The organism is Brevundimonas sp. EU05-FHT14B07, from assembly GCF_058790795.1.
Window position 1 is genome coordinate 113,556 of sequence record NZ_JBYTCZ010000005.1, and the last position, 18,991, is coordinate 132,546.

Here is an 18,991-nt window from a genome sequence, read left to right on the forward strand (position 1 = left end):
AATTGTTCCTGTCGCCCCAGATGGGAAGTCCCATCCGGAAGCGACAGGGGGGATTGGCAGGAGTTGGGGGACTCGAACCCACGACCCCCGGTTTTGGAGACCGGTGCTCTACCAGCTGAGCTAAACTCCTAGACAACCGCGCAAACCCGAAAGGTCCGTGCGTTCGCCAGAGGGGGGCGTATGCCCGACACCGCCCGCCATTTCAAGGGCGATGTGACACTTGCGATCAGTCTTCCAGATGCGCGGCGATGGCGTCGCGCTCGTCTTGTGCCTTCACCAGTTCCTTGAAGATCAGCTTGTCGATGCGGCGGTCGTCCATATCCACGACCTCGACCTCGAATCGGCCGACCTGCAGCACTTCGCCCTCGTCCGGGACGCGCGAGATCTGGTGCAGAATCAGGCCGGCGACGGTGTGGAAGCCTTCATGCTCGCCAAAGTCCTCGCCCAGCTTGTCAGCCAGTTCGTCCAGGTCCGTCTGACCGTCGACAAGCCAGCTGCCGTCGGCGCGCTGATGGATCCAGGCCTGCTCTTCGTCATGGCCTTCGTTAAAGTCGCCGGCGATCATTTCCAGGATGTCGGTCGCTGTCACCACGCCTTCGAAGGCGCCGTACTCGTCGACGATAAAGGCCATGTGGACGCGCGAGCCTTTCAGGATCTCCAGCGCCTTCAACACCGAGGTCGACTGAGGAATGAAGGCCGGTTCGGCGACCAGCGGCTCGATGTCGAACTTGCCGTTGGTCAGCAGGCTGTCCAGCAGATCCTTCTTGTGAACCACGCCCAGCGGATTATCGACGTCGCTCTCGCGCGCCACCACGATCCGCGAATAGGGGCAGGTGCGAATCTCTTCGCGCAGCATCTCTTCGGGGTCGTCCAGGGCGATCCAGAACACGTCGTGACGCGGCGTCATGGCCACCCGCACCGGACGGTCGCCCAGGCGCAGGATTTCCTCGATCATCACCTGCTCTTCGGGCTCGATCAGGCCGGCCGAGGTGCCTTCGGCCAGGATGGTCGCAACCTCTTCCTGGGTCACGTCGGAGCCATCGCGATCCTTGACGCCCAACAGCTTCAGTATGCCCGAGGTGGAGGCGGTCAGCAGCAGGACGAAGGGCTTCAGCACGATCGCCAGCTTGGAGATCGGCCCGGCCATCTTGGACGCTACCGTTTCGGGGAAGATCAGCGCAAGGCGCTTGGGCACCAGTTCGCCGATGATCAGCGAGACATAGGTGATGCACACGACCACCAGGGCCGTGGCGAAAAATTCGGTATATTGAGCCAGCGCCGGGAAAGCGACTTCCAGAATGCGATCCAGTTCGCCCGCGATGGTCGCCTGACCATAGGCGCCCGCCAGAATGCCGATCAGAGTGATGCCCACCTGAACCGCGGACAGGAACTGAGTCGGTTCTTCCGACAGCTTCAGCGCCGCCCTGGCCCCCCGGTCGCCCCGTTCCGCCCTCGCCTGTAGTTTGGATTTCCGCGAGGAGACGACCGCCAATTCAGTCATGGCGAACAAGCCGTTGAGCACCACCAGGAGCAGAACGACAGCAATAGCGATGAGTAACATCTAGGGGGTTTTGGGGACCGACGCGGCGCGACAGACGGCGTCCGCAGCGCTACATTAGGGCAGGATCGCGACCAGCGCCACGTTTTCCTTGCGCTCAGCCCGTCCGCCCGGCTTCGACCGAGCCGTAAGCGCCCGAAACCGGCCGACCATTGGCGTCGTACTGGGTCGCACAGGCGCTCATGCCCAGCACGGTGCCGATGAAGATACCCAGACGAATGGCGCGTCGCATTTGGTTACCGAAAGATTAACGTCCGATCCGAACGTAAATCCCGGTTTGCGGTTGCAGGCAATCGTGCTCGCGCTGGGCGCGAGCGCAAAAAAGGGGACGCCGCGAAGCGTCCCCCCCTCTGTCGTCCTTGATCAGACCTCGCCGATCACACCTTGATCGGCAGCGCCGTGCGGATGTGGACGTCCTTCAGCTGGCGCTCCTCGGCCTCGGTCGGGGCGTTCATCAGCAAATCCTCGCCCTGCTGGTTCAGCGGGAAGGCGATGACCTCGCGGATGGCCGTCTCGCCCGCCAGCAGCATGACGATGCGGTCGATGCCGGGGGCCAGACCGCCGTGCGGCGGAGCGCCATAGCGGAAGGCGTTCAGCATGCCGCCGAACTGCTCCTCGACCACCGAGGCGTCATAGCCGGCGATCTCGAACGCCTTCAGCATGATCTCGGCCTTGTGGTTCCGGATCGCGCCTGAGCACAGCTCATAACCGTTGCAGACGATGTCGTACTGATAGGCCCGGATGGTCAGCGGATCCTGGGTCTCCAGGGCCTCCAAACCGCCCTGCGGCATCGAGAAGGGGTTGTGGCTGAAGTCGACCTTCTTCTCTTCTTCCGACCATTCGAACATGGGGAAGTCAACGATCCAGCAGAATTTGAATTGGTCTTCGTCCACCAACTTCAGCTCCATACCCACGCGGGTGCGGGCCAAGCCGGCGAACTTGGCGAAGGTCGCCGGCAGGCCAGCGACGAAGAAAGCGGCGTCGCCCTGGCCCAGGCCCAGCGACGACATCAGGGCCTCGGTCGGCTCCTGACCCAGATTCTTGGCAATAGGGCCGCCCCAAGTGCCCTGGTCTTCGGACCAGAAGATATAGCCCAGGCCCGGTTGGCCCTCGCCCTGCGCCCAGCTGTTCATGCGGTCGCAGAAGGCGCGGCTGCCGCCGGTCGGCGCCGGGATGGCCCAGACGGCGTTCTTGTCGTCCGCGCCCAGGATTTTGGCGAACAGGCCGAAGCCGCCGTCGCGGAAATGATCCGACACGACCTGCATCTTGATCGGATTGCGCAGGTCCGGCTTGTCCGAGCCATACCAGGCCATCGACTGGGCATAGGTCAGGCGCTCGAAACCCTTGTGCTCGAACGTCTCGCCGAAGTCGTTGGTGAAGGTATGAACGCCGTCGATGGCCGAGACCGGCTTGCCCTCGCCGAACTCCTCGAACACGCCGTGCATCAGCGGCTCGATGGCGGCGAAGACGTCTTCCTGCGTCACGAAGCTCATCTCGACGTCGAGCTGATAGAACTCCAGCGAACGGTCGGCGCGCAGGTCTTCGTCGCGGAAGCAGGGTGCGATCTGGAAGTAGCGATCGAAGCCCGACACCATCAGCAGCTGTTTGAACTGCTGCGGCGCCTGGGGCAGCGCATAGAACTTGCCCGGATGCAGACGCGACGGCACCAGGAAGTCGCGCGCGCCTTCCGGCGACGAGGCCGTCAGGATCGGAGTCTGATACTCCAGGAAGCCCTGATCGACCATGCGACGGCGGATCGAGGAAATCACCTTGGAGCGCAGCACGATGTTCTTGTGCAGTCGCTCGCGGCGCAGATCCAGGAAGCGGTTGGCCAGGCGGATATCCTCTGGATATTCCTGATCCCCAAAGACCGGCATCGGCAGTTCGGCGGCTTCGGACAGCACCTCGACGCCCTGGACGCGCACCTCGACCTCGCCGGTCGGCAGGTTGGGGTTCACCACCGAGGCGTCGCGGGCGACCACCTCGCCATCGACCTTGATCACGCTCTCGGCGCGCAGACGCTCCACGGCGGCGAAGCCCGGCGTCTCGGGGTGCAGAACCAGCTGCGTCAGACCGTAGTGGTCGCGCAGATCGATGAACAGCAGACCGCCGTGGTCGCGCTTGCGGTGAACCCAGCCCGACAGGCGAACAGCGGAACCGGCGTCGGAGGCGCGCAGAGCGCCGCAGGTGTGAGAGCGATAGGCGTGCATGAAACGAACCGTCTGGAGTCTCTGGGCGGTGGAATCCGACGCCGTCGGCGCCCGAAATCGAAGCGGCGTAGGGCGCATCATCGCCCCGGAAAGTCAAGGTTTCAGCCGTTGCAAAGCCTGCCGCCGCGCATGATATCTGACGCTTCCATCCCGCCCGAGGCCGCCATGTTCATCGTCACCATCACCTACACCCAGCCCATCGAAGCCATCGAGGCGCGGACGGTCGAGCATCGCGCGTGGCTGGATCAGCATGTCGCCAGCGGCCTGATCATCGCCGCCGGGCCGATGGTGCCGCGCACCGGCGGCATCCTGGTGGTGCGCAGCGGCGGGACCAAGCAAGAGCTGGAGACCCTGCTGAAGGACGATCCGTTCCAGGTTCACGGCCTGGCCGATTACACGGTGACCGAGTTCAAGGCCGGCAAGCTGAACCCGGCCCTGGCCGAATTCGCCTGATTTCATCCACAGGGGCGCGGTTCGCTCCCCGGAACCAACAGAGCGGGCCTGACGCGGTTAACGCCGGCCTCTGCTATGACAGGCGCATGTCCGCGCTGAGCGCCCTGCCCCCGACGACTACCGACCAGCTGCGTCTGCCGCTGGAGCGGCCGGTTGCGGGCGAGGCCTTCGTGACCTCCGACAGCAACGCCGAGGCCGTGCGCGTTCTGGCCCGCTGGCCCGATGGCGTGGGCGCGGTGCTGGCGCTGCACGGCCCCCCAGGATCGGGCAAGAGCCGCCTCGCCGCCGACTGGGCCGAGCGGGTCGGCGCCGTGCCGTTGAACGGCGCCGAGGCCGCCTTGATCGATCCGCTTGAGCTGGAAGGCCGGCCGGTCCTGCTGGACCGCGCGGCGGACGCCGACGACGAAAGCCTGTTTCACCTGATCAATCTCGCCAACTCCGGCGGCGGCGCCCTGCTGCTGGTGTCGCGTTCGGCCCCGCGTCAGTGGTCGGTCGATCTGCCCGATCTGCGTTCGCGGCTGGACGCCGTGCGCGCCGTCGCCATCGCCGCGCCCGACGACGCGGTCCTGTCGGCCATACTGCGCGCCCGTTTCGCCGAACGCAGCATCACCCCGTCCGACGACGTGATCGACTATCTGGTGCGCCGCCTGGACCGCTCGGCCGAGACCGCCGCCGCGGTGGTCGAACGTCTGGACGCCCTGCACCGCCCGGTCACTCGCGTCCTGGCTCGCCAAGTGCTGGACGCCATGGACGCCGCCACCGACTGACCCGCGACATTTTCTCGGCGCCCGCTTGCGGCCGTCACACACGCGCGCGAGAACCGGTTCATGACCGACGCCGCGATCCATGACGACACCCGAGGCGAAGAGGTTCCCGCCTCTCGCGCCCCTCAACTGGCGCTGAGCGAAGAGCTGATGGCCTCGCCCAGCCGGTTCTTCAATCGCGAAACCTCATGGCTGGCGTTCAACGAACGCGTGCTGGAAGAAGCGGCCAACCCCAACCACCCGCTGCTGGAGCGGCTGCGGTTCCTGTCTATCTCGGCCAATAACCTGGACGAGTTCTTCATGACCCGCGTCGCCGGCCTGAAGGGTCAGTTGCGCGAACGTCTGCGCGTCCTGTCCGCCGACGGCCTGACGCCCGCCGAACAGCTGGAGCGGATCAACATCGCCGCCGGCGAGCTGATGGCCGAACAGCAGCTGCGCTGGCGTCAGCTAAAGAAGGAGCTGACGGTCGCCGGCATCGAGATCGTCGATCGCCAGAAGATCACCAAGACCGAGAAGGAGCGTCTGGAACCCGAGTTCCTGAACCAGCTCTTCGCCGTCCTGACGCCTCTCGCCATCGACCCGGCGCACCCCTTCCCCTTCCTGCCCAACCTCGGCTTCTCCCTGGCGCTGAAACTAAAGCGCAAGGGCGAGACCAAGACCTTCTACGCCCTGGTGCCGGTGCCGACCCAGGTTCGCCGCTTCTGGGAACTGCCGACCGACGGCCGCTCCACGCCGGGGCACAAGCGATTCATCACGCTGGAAAACGTGCTGCTGCTGTTCATCGATCACCTGTTCCCCGGCTGCGAAGTTCAGGAAAAGGGTGTGCTGCGCCTGATCCGCGACTCGGACATAGAGATCGAGGAAGAGGCCGAGGACCTGGTCCTGGAGTTCGAGGAGGCGCTGAAGCAGCGTCGCCTGGGCTCGGTGGTGCGGGTCAAGATCGAGGCGTCCATGCCCACCGATCTGCGCGACTTCATCGTCGGCGAGCTGGAGGCCGCGCCCCAGGACGTGGTTCTGGTCGACGGCATGCTGGGCCTGGCCCAACTGTCGGACCTGATCCCCGGCGGCCACCCGGACCTGAAGTTCAAGGGCTATGAGCCGCGCTATCCCGAACGCGTCCGCGACAATGGCGGCGACGTTTTCGCGGCCATTCGCGAAAAGGATCTGCTGATCCACCACCCGTTCGAGAGCTTCGACGTGGTGGTTCAGTTTCTGCGTCAGGCAGCGCGCGATCCCAATGTCATCGCGATCAAACAGACGCTGTACCGCACCTCCAAGGACAGCCCCATCGTCGCCGCCCTGATCGAGGCGGCCGAGAACGGCAAGAACGTCACCGCCCTGGTCGAACTGAAGGCCCGCTTCGACGAAGAGGCCAATCTGCGCTGGGCGCGGGCGATGGAGCGGGCCGGCGTCCACGTCGTCTTCGGCTTCGTCGAATACAAGACCCACGCCAAGGTCAGTGTCGTCGTCCGGCGCGAGGGCGAGGGCCTGCGCACCTACTGCCACTTCGGCACTGGCAACTATCACCCCGTCACGGCCAAGGTTTACACCGACCTGTCGCTGTTCTCCTGCGACCCCGTCCTGGGGCGCGATGCGACGCGGGTGTTCAATTACATCACGGGCTATGCGACGCCGGACCACCTCGAGGCCCTGGTCGTCTCGCCGCTGAACATGAAGGCCACGCTGATCGAGCTGATCGGCAAGGAGATGTCGGCCGCCGCCATGGGCAAGCCCGCCGCCATCTGGGTCAAGCTGAACGCCCTGGTCGATGTCGAGATCATCGACGCCCTGTACCGGGCCAGCCAGTGGGGCGTGCGGATCGATCTGGTCGTGCGCGGCATCTGCTGCCTGCGTCCTGGCGTACCAGGCCTGTCGGAGAATATCCGGGTCAAGTCGATCGTCGGCCGCTTCCTGGAACACAGCCGCATCGTCTGTTTCGCCAATGGCAAGGACCTGCCGCACGACAAGGCCAAGGTCTTCATCTCCTCGGCCGACTGGATGACCCGCAACCTGGATCGCCGTGTCGAGCTGATGACGCCGATCCGCAACGCCACCGTCCACGATCAGGTGCTGGACCAGATCATGGTCGCCAATCTGAAGGACGACGCACAAAGCTGGGTGCTGGACGCCGAAGGGCGCTATACACGCGTTACCCCCGCCGATCCTGAGCGGCCCTTCTCGGCCCACAAATACTTCATGACAAATCCCAGCCTGTCCGGGCGCGGCCGTAAGGCCAAGAGCCTGCCCGCCGTCCTGCGCTACGAGCGTCCAGGCCGCTGATGCCCGACATCACGCTTACCGACCGCGACATCGCCGCGATCGACATCGGTTCAAACTCGGTTCGTCTGGTCCTGTACCGGCTGGAAGGCCGCGCGATCTGGACCGTGTATAATGAGAAGGTTCTGGCCGGCCTGGGCCGCGACCTGCCGACGACGCGCAAACTGTCGCCCGAGGGCGTGGTCATGGCGATGACGGCGCTGCGCCGCTTCGCCGCCGTGCTGGAAGGCGTGCGGCCGGACGCGACCCTGATCGCCGCCACCGCCGCCGTGCGCGAAGCCTTGGACGGGCCGGAGTTCTGTGAGCGGGTCGCCGCCGAGACCGGCCTCCAGATCCGCGTCCTGTCGGGTGAGGAAGAGGCCAAATATGCGGCCATGGGCGTATTGGCCGGCGCCCCCCTGGCTCACGGCGTCTCGGCCGACATGGGCGGCGCCAGTCTTGAGCTGACCCGGCTGAACGGAGACGGCGTCGGGAACGGCCTGACCCTGCCGCTGGGTCCGTTTGCACTGGCTGACGGCAAGGCCTTCGACGCCCAGCGCATCAAGGACCGCATCGATCAGGCCCTGAAACCGATCGCAGGCCAGTTCAAGAGCGAGCGTCTCTACGCCGTGGGCGGCGCGTGGCGCACCCTGGCCCAGGTGCAAATGGGCCTGAAATCCTATCCGCTGAAGGTCGTGCATCAGTATCAGATGTCGGCCGATGAGGCGCTGGAGACCGCGCGTCTGGTGGCGCAACAGTCGGCAGCCAGCCTGGCCAAACTGCCCGGCGTGTCGAAGAAACGCGCCGAGACCCTGCCTTACGCCGGCCTGGTGCTTGAGGCGTTGATCAAACATCTTGGTCTCAAACAGATCGAGATGTCGGCCTGGGGCGTGCGCGAGGGCCTGCTTTTCGAGACGCTGGACGAGGCGACGCGCACGGCCGATCCGCTGCTGGCCGGCTGCACCGCCCTGGGCGGTCGCCAGGGCGTGGCTCCCGCCCTGCCCGGCGCGCTCAACGGCTGGATTTCCGAAATCGTCGCCGCCCTGCCCGAGGTGTTCGGCGAGAAACGCGACGCCGTGCTGGTCAGCGCCGCCTGCCGTCTGGCGGACCTGGGCGCGCGGCTGCATCCGGATCACAGGCTGGAGCTTGTCTTCGACCAGGTGCTGCGCGCGCCCGTCGCCGGCATCAGCCACACGGAACGCGCCTTTTTGGCCAGCGCCATGAACGCCCGCTACGGTGGCGCGCCCGCCACGCCGCAGCCCGAGGTCATCGACCGCCTGCTCGACGCCGCCGCCGCCAAACGCGCCCGCGCCATCGGCCTGGCTATCCGTCTGGCCTGCGATCTGTCCGGGCGCTCGCCCCAGCTGATGGCCAACGCCACCGCCAAGGTCAAAGGCGGCGACCTGCGCCTGACCGCGACCGAAGGCTACGCTGACGTCCTCTTGGGCGAACAGACCAAAAAGCGCGCCAAGGCCCTCGCCGAGGCGATGGACCTGGGTCTGAAGATCTAAGGCGATCAGCCCGTCTCCTCCCCATCTTATGGGGAGGTGGCGCGGCGCGCCCTCTGCGCCGGGACGGAGGGGTTCTCCAACGCATCATAGGTGCCCGCGGGACTTCAAGAGCCCCTCCACCGCTTCGCGGTCCCCCTCCCCATTGCATGGGGAGGAGACGCTCGCCCCTACTCGATCTCGACGACTTCCACCCGCGCGCCGTTCAGCACCAGGGCGATCTCCCCGCGCTTCAGCTTCAGCGCGTCCTCGCCGAAGATCTGACGGCGCCAGCCCTTCATCGCGTCGATGTCGGCATCGTCGCTTATGGCGATCTTTTCCAGGTCCGACACGGTGGCGATCAGCTTGGAGGCCACGCCGGCGTTGTCGCTCTTGGCCTTCAGCAGCACCTTCAACAGCTCCACGACCGACGGCGGCGCCGGCTGGCGGTGGGCCGGACGCTCCATCTCGGGCGCAAAGGCTTCGGGATCGGCCAGAACCCGCTTCAGCTCCTCGGCCAGTTCCAGACCCAGGCGTGAACCGCCAAAACCCTTGGGCACCGAGCGCAGGCGATTGAAGGCCTCGACATCCGTCGGGGTCTGTTGGGCGATCTCGTCGATGCCCTCGTCCTTCAGGATGCGGCCGCGCGGCTGGTCGCGCTCCTGCGCCGCCCGCTCGCGCCAGACGGCGACGGCCTTGAACGCCGCCAGATATTTGGCCGAGAACTTCTTGGGCTTCAGCCGCTTCCAGGCGTTTTCGGGATTGGTGTCGTAGAGGGCCGGATCGGTCAGGCTCTCCATCTCCGACATCACCCACTCCAGTCGGCCTTCCTTCTGCAGCCGGTCGCGCAGCTTGGGATAAAGCGCCGCAAGGTGGGTGACGTCGCCCAGCGCATAGACCAGTTGGTTCTCCGACAACGGCCGGCGCGCCCAGTCGGTGAAGCGGCTGCCCTTGTCCACCTCGATGCGCAACATCTGCCGCACCAGCGAATCATAGGCGACCTGTTCGCCGAAGCCCGCCGCCATGGCCGCGACCTGGGTGTCGAACATCGGCTTGGGCATGGCCCCCAGGCGCACGAAGATTTCCACGTCCTGGCGACAGGCGTGGAAGACCTTCACGATCTTCTCGTCGCGCAACAGCTCCAGGAACGGCTCCAGATCCAGCCCTTCCGCCATCGGGTCGATGATGGCGGCGTGATCGGCTGAGGCCGCCTGGATCAGGCAGAGCTTCGGCCAATAGGTCGTTTCCCGCATGAACTCGGTGTCGACCGTGATGAAGGGGGCTGTGGCTACGCGGGCGCAGAAATCGGCCAGCGCCTCGGTGGTGGTGATCGGCGTCATTCCGATGCTATAGCCCCGCGCATCCTACCTGTGGCAAGAGCCGCGCTGCATTTCCGCCCCGATTCAGGCCCGAGATCCCATGAGCGACACCCAAAAGCCTCTCGAAAACGGTCTGACCTACGCCGATGCGGGCGTGGACATCGACGCGGGTGAAATGCTGGTCGAACATATCAAGCCACTGGCGAAATCGACGGCGCGCCCCGGATCGGAGCCCTCGCTGGGCGGATTCGGCGCCCTGTTCGACCTTAAGGCCGCCGGCTTCCAGGACCCGCTGATCGTCTCCACCACCGACGGCGTCGGCACCAAGCTGAAGATCGCCATCGAGACCGGCCGTCATGACGGCGTCGGCGTCGATCTGGTCGCCATGTGCGTCAACGACCTGTTGGCCCAAGGGGCCGAGCCCCTGTTGTTCCTCGACTATTACGCCACCGGCCGGCTTGAGATCGACGCCGCCCGCCGCGTCGTCGCCGGCATCGCCGAGGGCTGTCGCCAGGCCGGGTGCGCTCTGGTCGGCGGCGAAACCGCCGAAATGCCGGGCATGTACACCGAGGGCGACTACGATCTCGCCGGCTTCAGCCTGGGCGCCGTCGAGCGCGGCCACGCCCTGCCCTATCTGGATCGCCAGGCGGCCGGCGACGTCATCATCGGCCTGGCCTCCACCGGCCCGCACTCCAACGGCTATTCGCTGGTGCGCAAGGTGGTCGAGAAGTCCGGCCTGGCCTGGGGCGACGACGCCCCCTTCGCCAAGGACCGCTCGCTGGCCCAGGCCCTGATGGAGCCGACCCGCATCTATGTGAAGCCGGTCCTGCCGATCATGAAGGCGGGCCTGGTCAAGGGCGCAGCCCACATCACCGGCGGCGGGCTGATCGAAAACCCGCCTCGCTGCATCGCCGAGGGTCTGCAGGCCCGCTTCGACTGGAACGCCTGGCCCATGCCGGCCGTCTTCCAGTGGCTGGCCGAAACCGGCGGCATCAGCGACCACGAGATGCGCCGCACCTTCAACTGCGGCGTCGGTTTCATCCTGATCGTCTCGCCCGAGAACGCCGAGCCCGTGTTGGCGGCCCTTCTCAACGCCGGCGAAGTCGCCTTCGTCTGCGGACAACTGGAAGCGGCCTGAACTCGTGACGACGCGCGTCGCCGTCCTGATCTCGGGGGCGGGCTCCAACATGGCGGCTCTGATCGACGCCGGTCAGGCGCCGGACAGCGGCTATGAGGTCGTGCTGGTGCTGTCGAACATCGAGGGCGCGGGCGGTCTGGCGATTGCGGCGGCCAAGGGCGTGGCGACGACGACCGTGGCGCACAAACCGTTCGGGAAGGATCGCGAGGCGCATGAGCGGGCGCTGGACGCGGTCCTGCGCGACGCCGGCGTCGAGGTCGTGGCGCTGGCCGGCTATATGCGCGTTCTGACGCCCTGGCTCGTCGGCGGCTGGCGCGAGCGGATGCTGAACATCCACCCCAGCCTGCTGCCCCTCTATCCCGGCTTGGACACTCACGCCCGCGCCATCGCCGCCGGCGACGCCGAGGGCGGCTGCACGGTCCATCTGGTGACCGAGGGCGTGGACGAGGGCCCGATCCTGGGCCAGGCGCGCGTGCCGATCGTCGAGGGCGATACGGCCGAGGCGCTGGCCGAACGGGTCAAGACGGCGGAGCATCAGCTTTACCCGCAGGTGCTGGCCGACTTCTGCCGAGACCTGCCCCGCCGTTAGCGGCGCGAAGATTACAAAAACGTCATGCGACAGACCGCCGCACCGGCGCAATGGTGCGCCCGACCTCAATCGGGACCCTCTCTATCCATGACTCGCATTCGTCTGATGGCCGCCTGCTCGGCCTGTATCGTCGTCGCTCTTACCGGCGGCGCGGCCTCGGCCCAGGACGCTTCGGCCCAGCATTCGCACGGCATGCCCGGCACGGCCCACAGCCCCTTCGGCGCCTGGGGCTTCGATCTGGCCGGTCGCGACACCTCGGTGAAGCCCGGCGACGACTTCAACGAATACGCCAACGGGACCTATCTGCGCACGACCGAGATTCCGGCCGACAAGTCGCGCTTCGGCCCGTTCGACGTTCTGTATGAGAACGCCCAGTCCCAGCTGAAGTCGATCATCGAGACCAGCGCCGCCAATCCCGCCAACGAGAACGCCCGCAAGGTCGGCGCCCTGTACGCCAGCTTCATGGACGAGGCGAAGATCGAACAGCTTGGCGCGACGCCGCTGGCCGCCGACCTCGCCGCCGTCAAGGCGGTCACCGACCACGCCGGAATGGCGCGCCTGATGGGCGAGAGCCATTCGGGCTTCGGCGGCTCCCTGTTCGGCATCGATGTGTTCGAGGATCTGAAGAACCCCAATCTGAACTCGGCCTATCTGGGTCAGGGATCGCTGGGCCTGCCGGACCGCGACTACTATCTGAAGCCCGACTTCGCCGCCCAGCGCGAGGCCTATCTGGCCTATCTGACGACCACCCTGACCGCCATCGGCTGGGCCGATCCGGCCAAGACCGCCGCCGACATCCTCGCCTTCGAGACCAAGGTCGCCGACAAGCAGTGGACGACGGTCGAGCGTCGCCAGATAGACAAGCTGTACAACCCGGCAAAGGCCTCGGACCTGGCGACCCTGGCTCCCGGCTTCGACTGGGCCGGCTTCCTGGCGGGGGCCCAGGTGTCGGACGTCGACACCCTGGTGCTGATGGAAAACACCGCCATCCCCGCCATCGCCCAGGTGTTCGCCGACACCCCCATTGAGACGCTGAAGGCCTGGCAGGCGTTCAACGTCGTCGATCAGGCCAGCCCCTATCTGTCCAAGGCCTTCGTCGACGCTCGCTTCGACTTCCGCGGCAAGACGCTGCGCGGTCAGCCTGAAAACCGTCCCCGCTGGAACCGGGGCGTGGCGCTGGTCGACAGCCAGTTAGGCGAGGTCCTGGCCCAGGAATACGTCCGCCTGCACTTCCCCGCTTCGTCCAAGGCCCAGATGGAGGCCTTGGTTGGCAATATCCGCGACGCCATGACCGAGCGGCTGAAGACCCTGGACTGGATGAGCGAGCCCACGCGGGAGCAGGCCCTGTACAAGATGTCCAAGTTCGGGGTGAAGATCGGCTATCCCGACAAGTGGCGCTCGTATGACGGCCTAGAGCTGAAGGCCGACGACCTGTACGGCAACGTCGAACGCTCCTCGGCCTTCGAATGGGCCTACAAGCGCGGCAAGATCGGCAAGCCGGTCGATCCGCTGGAATGGGGCATGACGCCTCAGACGGTGAACGCCTACTATAACCCGCCGCGCAACGAGATCGTCTTCCCGGCCGCCATCCTGCAGGCGCCCTTCTTCGATCCGAACGCGGACCCGGCCGTCAACTACGGCGGCATCGGCGCGGTCATCGGCCATGAGATCACCCACGGCTTTGACGATCAGGGCCGCAAGTCGGACGGCGACGGCGTGCTGCGCGACTGGTGGACGCCGGAAGACGCCGCCCGCTTCGAGGCGCGCGCCAAGGTGCTGGGCGACATCTACGACAAGCTGGAGCCGATCCCCGGCGTGCACGTCAACGGCGACCTGACGATGGGCGAGAATATCGCCGACCTCGGCGGCCTGCTGCTGGCCCTAGACGCCTATCACAAGTCTCTGAACGGCCAGCCGGCGCCGGTCATCGACGGGCTGACGGGCGATCAGCGCGTCTTCCTGGGCTGGGCGCAGGTTTGGCGCGAGAAGTCCCGCGAGGCGGCGCTGAAGGAGCAGTTGACCACCGACCCGCACTCGCCCGGCCCGGTGCGCGCCGCGACCTCGCCGCGCAACATCGACGCTTGGTATGCGGCCTTCGGCGTCTCGCCGGACCAGAAGGAATATATCGCGCCCGAGGCCCGCGCCCGCATCTGGTAAAGGCGCCAGAGGTCAGACGTAGAAAAGGCCCGGAGCGACGCTCCGGGCCTTTTTGTCATTCGGGCTTTCGCCCCAGAGACTGAGCCTGATTCAGCGGGGCTTGGTCGCCGCGCCGGCGACGGCGCCGATGGCGGCGCCGGCCACGGTCGAACCCGTGTTGCCGCCGATGACCTGACCGGCGACAGCGCCGCCCAGGGCGCCGGTGGCGGCGCGTTGTTCCATCGTTTGGCCGCAGGCGGCCAGCAGGGCCACGACGCCGATGACGGGGGCCAGTTTGATCATGGTCTTCATGGGTCTTCTCCGGGAGACGAACGAGATAATGACCACCAAACGACAAGGCCCGCGTCCGGTTCCGGGCGCGGGCCTATATAGTCACGCTATGCGAGAGGCGTCGCTCTCGCATCGCTTTGTTTTGGCGCTACGCTCGGGACGCGGTCCCTCGCGGCTTGAGCGCCTTGTGCTCGCGCTACGCTCGGAACGCGGTTCCTCGCAACTTGAGCGCTTAGCCGACGATCTGGTCGTCGGTGAAGAACTGGGCGATCTCGATCTTGGCGTTGTCCTGGCTGTCCGAACCGTGGACCGAGTTTTCACCGATCGACAGGGCGAACTGCTTGCGGATGGTGCCTTCGGCGGCCTGTTCCGGGTTGGTGGCGCCCATGACTTCACGATAGGCGGCGACGGCGTTGTCGCCTTCCAGCACCTGAACGACGACCGGCTCGGCCGTCATCTGCTCGACCAGCTCGCCGTAGAACGGGCGCTCGGCGTGCACTTCGTAAAATTTCTTGGCTTGTTCGGTCGTCAGCTTGACGCGGCGCTGGGCCACGATGCGCAGGCCGGCGCCCTCGATCACGGCGTTGATCGCGCCGGTCAGGTTGCGGCGCGTGGCGTCGGGCTTGATGATCGAGAAGGTACGTTCGGTCATGGGAATTGACTTCTTGTTGGGAGATTGAGTGTCGCGGGCTTATAGCGACCACCTCCCGCGTTTCCAACCGTCCCTTTTTGCATCCCTGACGCACGCCGCATGGCGACCTGCCGATTGAGGGACGCCGACCAACCGAAGAACCTTCGCCGCAATGCTCCAGATCACCGACCTGACCTTCAACGCCTGGGGCCGCAAGTTTCTCGTGGACGCCTCCGTCAGCCTGCCGCCCGGCTCAAAGGTCGGTCTGGTCGGCCGCAACGGCATCGGCAAATCGACCCTGTTCAAGCTGATCCTGGGCGAGCTTCACGCCGCCGGCGACGAGATCAGCCTGCCCAAGACCGCCCGTATCGGCTCGGTCGATCAGGAGCATCCGGCGACCCCCGTCAGCGTCATCGACACCATCCTTGAGGCCGACGTCGAACGCCACACCCTGCTGGGCCGGCTTGAGACCGCCGAACCGGAAGAGATGGGCGAGATCTGGTCGCGCCTGATCGAGATCGACGCCGACGCCGCGCCCGCGCGCGCCGCCGAAATCCTGGTCGGTCTGGGCTTCGATCAGGAAAACCAGGCCCGGCCGATGTCGGAGTTCTCGGGCGGTTGGCGGATGCGCGTCGCCCTGGCCGCCGCCCTGTTCGCCGAGCCGGACATGCTGCTGCTGGACGAACCGACCAACTATCTCGACCTGGAAGGCGCCCTGTGGCTGGAGGCGCGGCTTAAGAAATACCCGCACACCGCCCTGATCATCTCCCACGACCGCGAGATGCTGAACGAGGTCTGCACCCATATCCTGCACCTCGCGAACCACACCCTGACCCTCTACACCGGCAACTACGACGCTTTCGAAAAGGCCCGCGCCGAGAAAGCCCGGCTGCAGCTGTCGGCCAAGGCCAAGCAGGACGCCGAACGCGCCCACCTTCAGGCTTTCGTCGACCGGTTCAAGGCCAAGGCCTCCAAGGCCGCCCAGGCCCAGTCGCGCATGAAGCGACTGGAGAAGATGCAGCCGGTCGCCACCACGATCGAGGAGCGCGTCGCCCCCTTCACCCTGCCCTCGCCGCCGCGTCCGCTGGCGCCGCCGTTGATCCGGCTGGAGCGGGCCAATGTCGGCTATGAGCCGGGCAAGCCGATCCTTCGCAATCTGAACCTGCGCATGGACCTGGACGACCGCATCGGCCTGCTGGGCGTCAACGGCGCCGGCAAATCCACCTTCGCCAAGATGATCGCTGGCGCCCTGGACGTGTCCGAGGGCGAGCTTCACCGCGACAGGAAGATGCGCGTCGGCTGGTTCCACCAGCACCAGATCGAGGCGATGGATCCGACCGATACGCCGCTGGAGATCATCCGCCGCGCCATGCCGGATGCACCCGAAAGCGCCCGCCGCTCCAAGCTGGCCCAGTTCGGCCTGGGCTATGAGAAGCAGGAAACCACGGTCGACAGCCTGTCGGGCGGCGAGCGCGCGCGTCTGCTGCTGAACATGGTGGCGATGGATGCGCCGCACGTCCTGATCCTGGACGAACCGACCAACCACTTGGACATCGACAGCCGCCGCGCCCTGCTGGACGCGCTGAACGACTACAACGGCGCCGTCATCCTGATCACCCACGACCGCTCGCTGATGGAGATGGTGGCGGATCGCCTGTGGCTGGCCGCCGACGGCACGGTGAAACCCTTTGACGGCGACATGGACGACTACGCCAAGTTCGTCCTCGACCGCGCGAAACAGGCCATCGCCAAGCCCAGCCAGATCAAGAAGGAAGAGGCCAAGGCGAACTCAGGCGCCCCTCAAGCAGAGAGCGCCCGCGGCGCGAACGATAGGGGCAACAAGAAGCGATCCGGCCCCTCGCCCTCGACCCTGCGCCATGCGGTCAAGAAGGCGGAGGAGACGATGACCCGCCTGACGGCCGAGATCGCCCGTATCGACGACGACATGGCCACCGCCTCGGTCAGCAATCCCAAGGCCCTCGAAGGCCTGACCCGCGCCCGCGCCAAGACCGAGGCCGATCTGGCCGCCGCCGAAGCCGCCTGGGTGGCGGCCGAAGAGGCTCTCGCCGAGGTCGCATGAAACCGATCGAATTCTCCAAGGAAGACCGCGCGGCGATCACCGCCAAACTGCGCGACTACTTCGCCCGAGAACTGGATCAGGAACTCGGCCAGCTTCCGGCCGAGATGCTGCTGGACTTCATCGGGAAGGAGATCGGCGGCGCCTTCTACAATCGCGGCGTCCACGACGCCCAGCAACTGGTCCAGCAGAAGGCCGAGGACATCGTCGAGGCGCTGTATGGCCTCGAACGCGCGGCCCCCACGCGCTGACCGACCCGTATCGCTGAACAGGTCGGCGCAAACGAAAACCGCCCGGCGCATTCACGCCGGGCGGTCGGATCGGTCGGCGTTTTAGGCCGGAAGGTCTTCGGCCAGGATCGCCATTTCGAACATGAACGAACCTTCCTCGTCCTCGTCCTCGAAGACGATGCCGATGAACTCGTCGCCGACATAGACCTCGGCCGAGTCATTCTGCTTGGGGCGGGCCTTCACGATGATGCCGCCGGTGTTGAAGGTGCGCTTGAGGTGCGCCTCGATGCGCTTCAGGTCGGTGTCTTTCACGGGGGGCCTCATGGTCTGGACGTTGGCGGCGGACCCTAGAGACATCGGCCGTTCAGGGAAACCCGTCAGATGACGAAGTCGTACACCACCTCGGCCAAGGTGTGATCCATCGTCCGGGCCGGTTCGGCGTTGGTCGGGCAGTTGACCAGCCGGGCCGGCACCCCCGCCACGGTGCAGCCGGACGGCACGGCCTTCAGCACCACCGAGCCGGACGCCACCTTGGCGTAGTCGCCGACGTGGATATTGCCCAGCACCTTGGCCCCGGCGCCCAGCAGAACGCCCTTGCCGATCTTGGGATGGCGGTCGCCGCGCTCGGCGCCCGTCCCGCCCAGGGTCACCCCATGCAGCATCGACACGTCGTCGCCGACCACCGCCGTCTCGCCGATCACGATGCCCGTGCCGTGATCCAGAAACAGCCCCTTGCCCATCTGCGCGGCCGGATGGATGTCCAGCTGGAAAAGTTCTGAGATCCGGCTCTGGAAGTGGAAGGCCAGCGTCTCGCGCCCTTGTCCCCACAGCCAGTGCGCCACGCGCCAGCCCTGCAAGGCCTGGAAGCCTTTGAAATACAGGAAGGGCTGCAACAGGTTGCGGATCGCCGGGTCGCGTTCGGCCACAGCCTGCAAATCCGCCTCCGCGGCCTCGACCATCGACGGATCGGCCTTGAACGCCGACAGACAGACCTCGCGCACCGACATGGCGCTCATCTCGCCGTCCGCCAGCTTGCGCGCGATCTGGAAGCTCAGCGCGCCCGCCAGGTCGTCGTGCGACAGGATCACCGCATTCATCTGCGAGCCCAGTTGCGGCTCCTCGCGCGACGCTGCCTCGGCCGAGGCGCGCAGCTGACGCCACACGCTGTCCATTTTGAGTTCTGCGACGACTTCCAGCTTGGCCATGACCGGCTCCTTCGGCGACATCATACGCGCCTCAGCAAGGGGCGCGCCAGCGCCTCGGGCAGTTCGCCGTTCATCGCCATATGATAGGCCTTGTAGGCCGTCGCCACCGTCAGGCTGTCGCGCACCGTTCCCCGCCCGATCTCGTCCAGCAGATCGACGAACGGCACGCGCACCACGGCGATGATCTCGGTGGGATCGGGATCGGTCGGCGCAGGCGACAGGCCCCAGGCGATCCAGGTCATGCCGATCTCGTCGGTGATGGAGTTCGACATCTCGACCTTAAGCGCCGGCAGCCAATGCTCGGCCTGCAATCCCGCCTCTTCGGCCAGTTCGCGCCGGATGCCGTCGAACGGATTCTCGTCCAGCGGCGCACCGCCTTCGGGCATTTCCCAGCTGTAGTTGGCGTGGGCGAACCGCTGCTGGCCCACCAAAGTCACCGTTCCGTCGTCGTGGACGGGCAGGACGCCGGTCCCAACGTTCTTGAACCGCACGACGGCATAGTCGGCCTTCATCCCGGTCGGCGCCGTCGCCGGATGCCGGGTCAGCGCCATCCAAGGGCTATCGAACACCGTCTCGGTTCCGTCGCTGCGCCACGCCGGCGGTTTCGCCATCCCCTCGGCCCATTTCGGTTCGTCGGATTTGCGCAT

General features: G+C 66.2%; 18 protein-coding genes and 1 tRNA gene. 9 read left to right on the forward strand and 10 right to left on the reverse strand.

Going from position 1 to position 18,991, the window contains the following annotated elements; all coding sequences use genetic code 11:
- Positions 1–54 precede the first annotated feature (54 nt).
- From AC3WRC_RS12885 to aspS, 4 genes are all read right to left on the reverse strand, one after another.
- Positions 55–130, reverse strand: a tRNA-Trp gene (locus AC3WRC_RS12885).
- A gap of 96 nt (positions 131–226) precedes the next feature.
- Entirely contained in the window at positions 227–1,561 is a 1,335-nt protein-coding gene (locus AC3WRC_RS12890) for a hemolysin family protein (protein WP_153923662.1), read from the reverse strand.
- 94 nt (positions 1,562–1,655) lie between these two features.
- Positions 1,656–1,790, reverse strand: a complete 135-nt coding sequence (locus AC3WRC_RS12895; RefSeq protein WP_255360388.1) for a hypothetical protein — start codon at positions 1,788–1,790, stop codon at positions 1,656–1,658.
- A 145-nt stretch (positions 1,791–1,935) separates the two neighbouring features.
- Positions 1,936–3,768, reverse strand: a complete 1,833-nt coding sequence (aspS, locus tag AC3WRC_RS12900; RefSeq protein WP_492304111.1) for an aspartate--tRNA ligase — start codon at positions 3,766–3,768, stop codon at positions 1,936–1,938.
- A gap of 129 nt (positions 3,769–3,897) precedes the next feature.
- Here aspS and AC3WRC_RS12905 point away from each other — a divergent pair, with 129 nt between their 5' ends.
- The 4 genes from AC3WRC_RS12905 (at position 3,898) to AC3WRC_RS12920 (ending at position 8,752) form a co-directional block, all read left to right on the forward strand.
- Positions 3,898–4,221, forward strand: coding sequence for a YciI family protein (locus AC3WRC_RS12905; protein ID WP_233156372.1), 324 nt, complete (start codon positions 3,898–3,900; stop codon positions 4,219–4,221).
- Between the two features lie 86 nt (positions 4,222–4,307).
- A complete protein-coding gene (locus tag AC3WRC_RS12910; RefSeq protein WP_199059516.1) occupies positions 4,308–4,988 on the forward strand; it encodes a P-loop NTPase family protein in 681 nt (226 codons plus the stop codon).
- 60 nt (positions 4,989–5,048) lie between these two features.
- Entirely contained in the window at positions 5,049–7,265 is a 2,217-nt protein-coding gene (locus AC3WRC_RS12915; protein WP_313447215.1) for an RNA degradosome polyphosphate kinase, read from the forward strand.
- A complete protein-coding gene (locus tag AC3WRC_RS12920; RefSeq protein WP_492304112.1) occupies positions 7,265–8,752 on the forward strand; it encodes a Ppx/GppA phosphatase family protein in 1,488 nt (495 codons plus the stop codon). Before AC3WRC_RS12915 ends, AC3WRC_RS12920 begins: the two co-directional genes overlap by 1 nt.
- Before the next feature lie 167 nt (positions 8,753–8,919).
- On the opposite strand, the gene rnd is transcribed toward AC3WRC_RS12920, so the two are convergent.
- Entirely contained in the window at positions 8,920–10,068 is a 1,149-nt protein-coding gene (rnd, locus tag AC3WRC_RS12925) for a ribonuclease D (protein ID WP_492304113.1), read from the reverse strand.
- Between the two features lie 79 nt (positions 10,069–10,147).
- On the opposite strand from rnd, the gene purM reads away from it, so the two are divergent.
- The 3 genes from purM to AC3WRC_RS12940 all read left to right on the forward strand — a co-directional run bounded on the left by purM (position 10,148) and on the right by AC3WRC_RS12940 (position 13,931).
- Positions 10,148–11,185 (forward strand): phosphoribosylformylglycinamidine cyclo-ligase, encoded by a 1,038-nt coding sequence (gene purM, locus AC3WRC_RS12930; RefSeq protein ID WP_492304114.1) that lies wholly within the window; start codon positions 10,148–10,150, stop codon positions 11,183–11,185.
- A 4-nt stretch (positions 11,186–11,189) separates the two neighbouring features.
- Complete coding sequence (gene purN, locus AC3WRC_RS12935) at positions 11,190–11,774, forward strand: phosphoribosylglycinamide formyltransferase (protein WP_492304115.1); 585 nt, start codon at positions 11,190–11,192, stop codon at positions 11,772–11,774.
- Between the two features lie 87 nt (positions 11,775–11,861).
- On the forward strand, positions 11,862–13,931 hold the full coding sequence (locus tag AC3WRC_RS12940; protein ID WP_492304116.1) for a M13 family metallopeptidase: 2,070 nt from the start codon (positions 11,862–11,864) through the stop codon (positions 13,929–13,931).
- Positions 13,932–14,021: 90 nt separating this feature from the next.
- Here the strand turns inward: AC3WRC_RS12940 and AC3WRC_RS12945 are convergent, their stop codons facing one another.
- Complete coding sequence (locus tag AC3WRC_RS12945) at positions 14,022–14,222, reverse strand: YMGG-like glycine zipper-containing protein (RefSeq protein ID WP_017504673.1); 201 nt, start codon at positions 14,220–14,222, stop codon at positions 14,022–14,024.
- Positions 14,223–14,433: 211 nt separating this feature from the next.
- Complete coding sequence (gene ndk / locus AC3WRC_RS12950; protein WP_017504672.1) at positions 14,434–14,853, reverse strand: nucleoside-diphosphate kinase; 420 nt, start codon at positions 14,851–14,853, stop codon at positions 14,434–14,436.
- 151 nt (positions 14,854–15,004) lie between these two features.
- Between ndk and AC3WRC_RS12955 the strand changes: the two genes are divergently transcribed.
- Both AC3WRC_RS12955 and AC3WRC_RS12960 read left to right on the forward strand, forming a co-directional pair.
- Positions 15,005–16,912 (forward strand): ABC-F family ATP-binding cassette domain-containing protein, encoded by a 1,908-nt coding sequence (locus AC3WRC_RS12955; RefSeq protein ID WP_055754807.1) that lies wholly within the window; start codon positions 15,005–15,007, stop codon positions 16,910–16,912.
- The gene (locus AC3WRC_RS12960) at positions 16,909–17,160 is read left to right on the forward strand and encodes a DUF2164 domain-containing protein (protein WP_307511762.1); all 252 of its coding nucleotides are present in this window, start codon (positions 16,909–16,911) and stop codon (positions 17,158–17,160) included. Before AC3WRC_RS12955 ends, AC3WRC_RS12960 begins: the two co-directional genes overlap by 4 nt.
- A gap of 81 nt (positions 17,161–17,241) precedes the next feature.
- Here AC3WRC_RS12960 and AC3WRC_RS12965 read toward each other — a convergent pair whose 3' ends face one another.
- The 3 genes from AC3WRC_RS12965 to AC3WRC_RS12975 form a co-directional block, all read right to left on the reverse strand.
- Positions 17,242–17,451, reverse strand: a complete 210-nt coding sequence (locus tag AC3WRC_RS12965; RefSeq protein ID WP_017504669.1) for a DUF3126 family protein — start codon at positions 17,449–17,451, stop codon at positions 17,242–17,244.
- A 65-nt stretch (positions 17,452–17,516) separates the two neighbouring features.
- On the reverse strand, positions 17,517–18,344 hold the full coding sequence (cysE, locus tag AC3WRC_RS12970; RefSeq protein WP_066554922.1) for a serine O-acetyltransferase: 828 nt from the start codon (positions 18,342–18,344) through the stop codon (positions 17,517–17,519).
- Between the two features lie 20 nt (positions 18,345–18,364).
- Positions 18,365–18,991: an NUDIX domain-containing protein gene (locus AC3WRC_RS12975; RefSeq protein WP_492304117.1), complete on the reverse strand. Its 627-nt coding sequence runs from the start codon at positions 18,989–18,991 to the stop codon at positions 18,365–18,367.

What these genes read in the sequence shown, in the direction of transcription:
- AC3WRC_RS12890 (WP_153923662.1), bottom strand. Translation starts at nt 1,561, where the DNA reads ATGTTACTCATCGCTATTGCTGTCGTTCTGCTCCTGGTGGTGCTCAAC.
- AC3WRC_RS12895 (WP_255360388.1), bottom strand. Translation starts at nt 1,790, where the DNA reads ATGCGACGCGCCATTCGTCTGGGTATCTTCATCGGCACCGTGCTGGGC.
- aspS (WP_492304111.1), bottom strand. Translation starts at nt 3,768, where the DNA reads ATGCACGCCTATCGCTCTCACACCTGCGGCGCTCTGCGCGCCTCCGAC.
- AC3WRC_RS12905 (WP_233156372.1), top strand. Translation starts at nt 3,898, where the DNA reads ATGATATCTGACGCTTCCATCCCGCCCGAGGCCGCCATGTTCATCGTC.
- AC3WRC_RS12910 (WP_199059516.1), top strand. Translation starts at nt 4,308, where the DNA reads ATGTCCGCGCTGAGCGCCCTGCCCCCGACGACTACCGACCAGCTGCGT.
- AC3WRC_RS12915 (WP_313447215.1), top strand. Translation starts at nt 5,049, where the DNA reads ATGACCGACGCCGCGATCCATGACGACACCCGAGGCGAAGAGGTTCCC.
- AC3WRC_RS12920 (WP_492304112.1), top strand. Translation starts at nt 7,265, where the DNA reads ATGCCCGACATCACGCTTACCGACCGCGACATCGCCGCGATCGACATC.
- rnd (WP_492304113.1), bottom strand. Translation starts at nt 10,068, where the DNA reads ATGACGCCGATCACCACCACCGAGGCGCTGGCCGATTTCTGCGCCCGC.
- purM (WP_492304114.1), top strand. Translation starts at nt 10,148, where the DNA reads ATGAGCGACACCCAAAAGCCTCTCGAAAACGGTCTGACCTACGCCGAT.
- AC3WRC_RS12940 (WP_492304116.1), top strand. Translation starts at nt 11,862, where the DNA reads ATGACTCGCATTCGTCTGATGGCCGCCTGCTCGGCCTGTATCGTCGTC.
- AC3WRC_RS12945 (WP_017504673.1), bottom strand. Translation starts at nt 14,222, where the DNA reads ATGAAGACCATGATCAAACTGGCCCCCGTCATCGGCGTCGTGGCCCTG.
- ndk (WP_017504672.1), bottom strand. Translation starts at nt 14,853, where the DNA reads ATGACCGAACGTACCTTCTCGATCATCAAGCCCGACGCCACGCGCCGC.
- AC3WRC_RS12955 (WP_055754807.1), top strand. Translation starts at nt 15,005, where the DNA reads ATGCTCCAGATCACCGACCTGACCTTCAACGCCTGGGGCCGCAAGTTT.
- AC3WRC_RS12960 (WP_307511762.1), top strand. Translation starts at nt 16,909, where the DNA reads ATGAAACCGATCGAATTCTCCAAGGAAGACCGCGCGGCGATCACCGCC.
- cysE (WP_066554922.1), bottom strand. Translation starts at nt 18,344, where the DNA reads ATGGCCAAGCTGGAAGTCGTCGCAGAACTCAAAATGGACAGCGTGTGG.
- AC3WRC_RS12975 (WP_492304117.1), bottom strand. Translation starts at nt 18,991, where the DNA reads ATGCGCAAATCCGACGAACCGAAATGGGCCGAGGGGATGGCGAAACCG.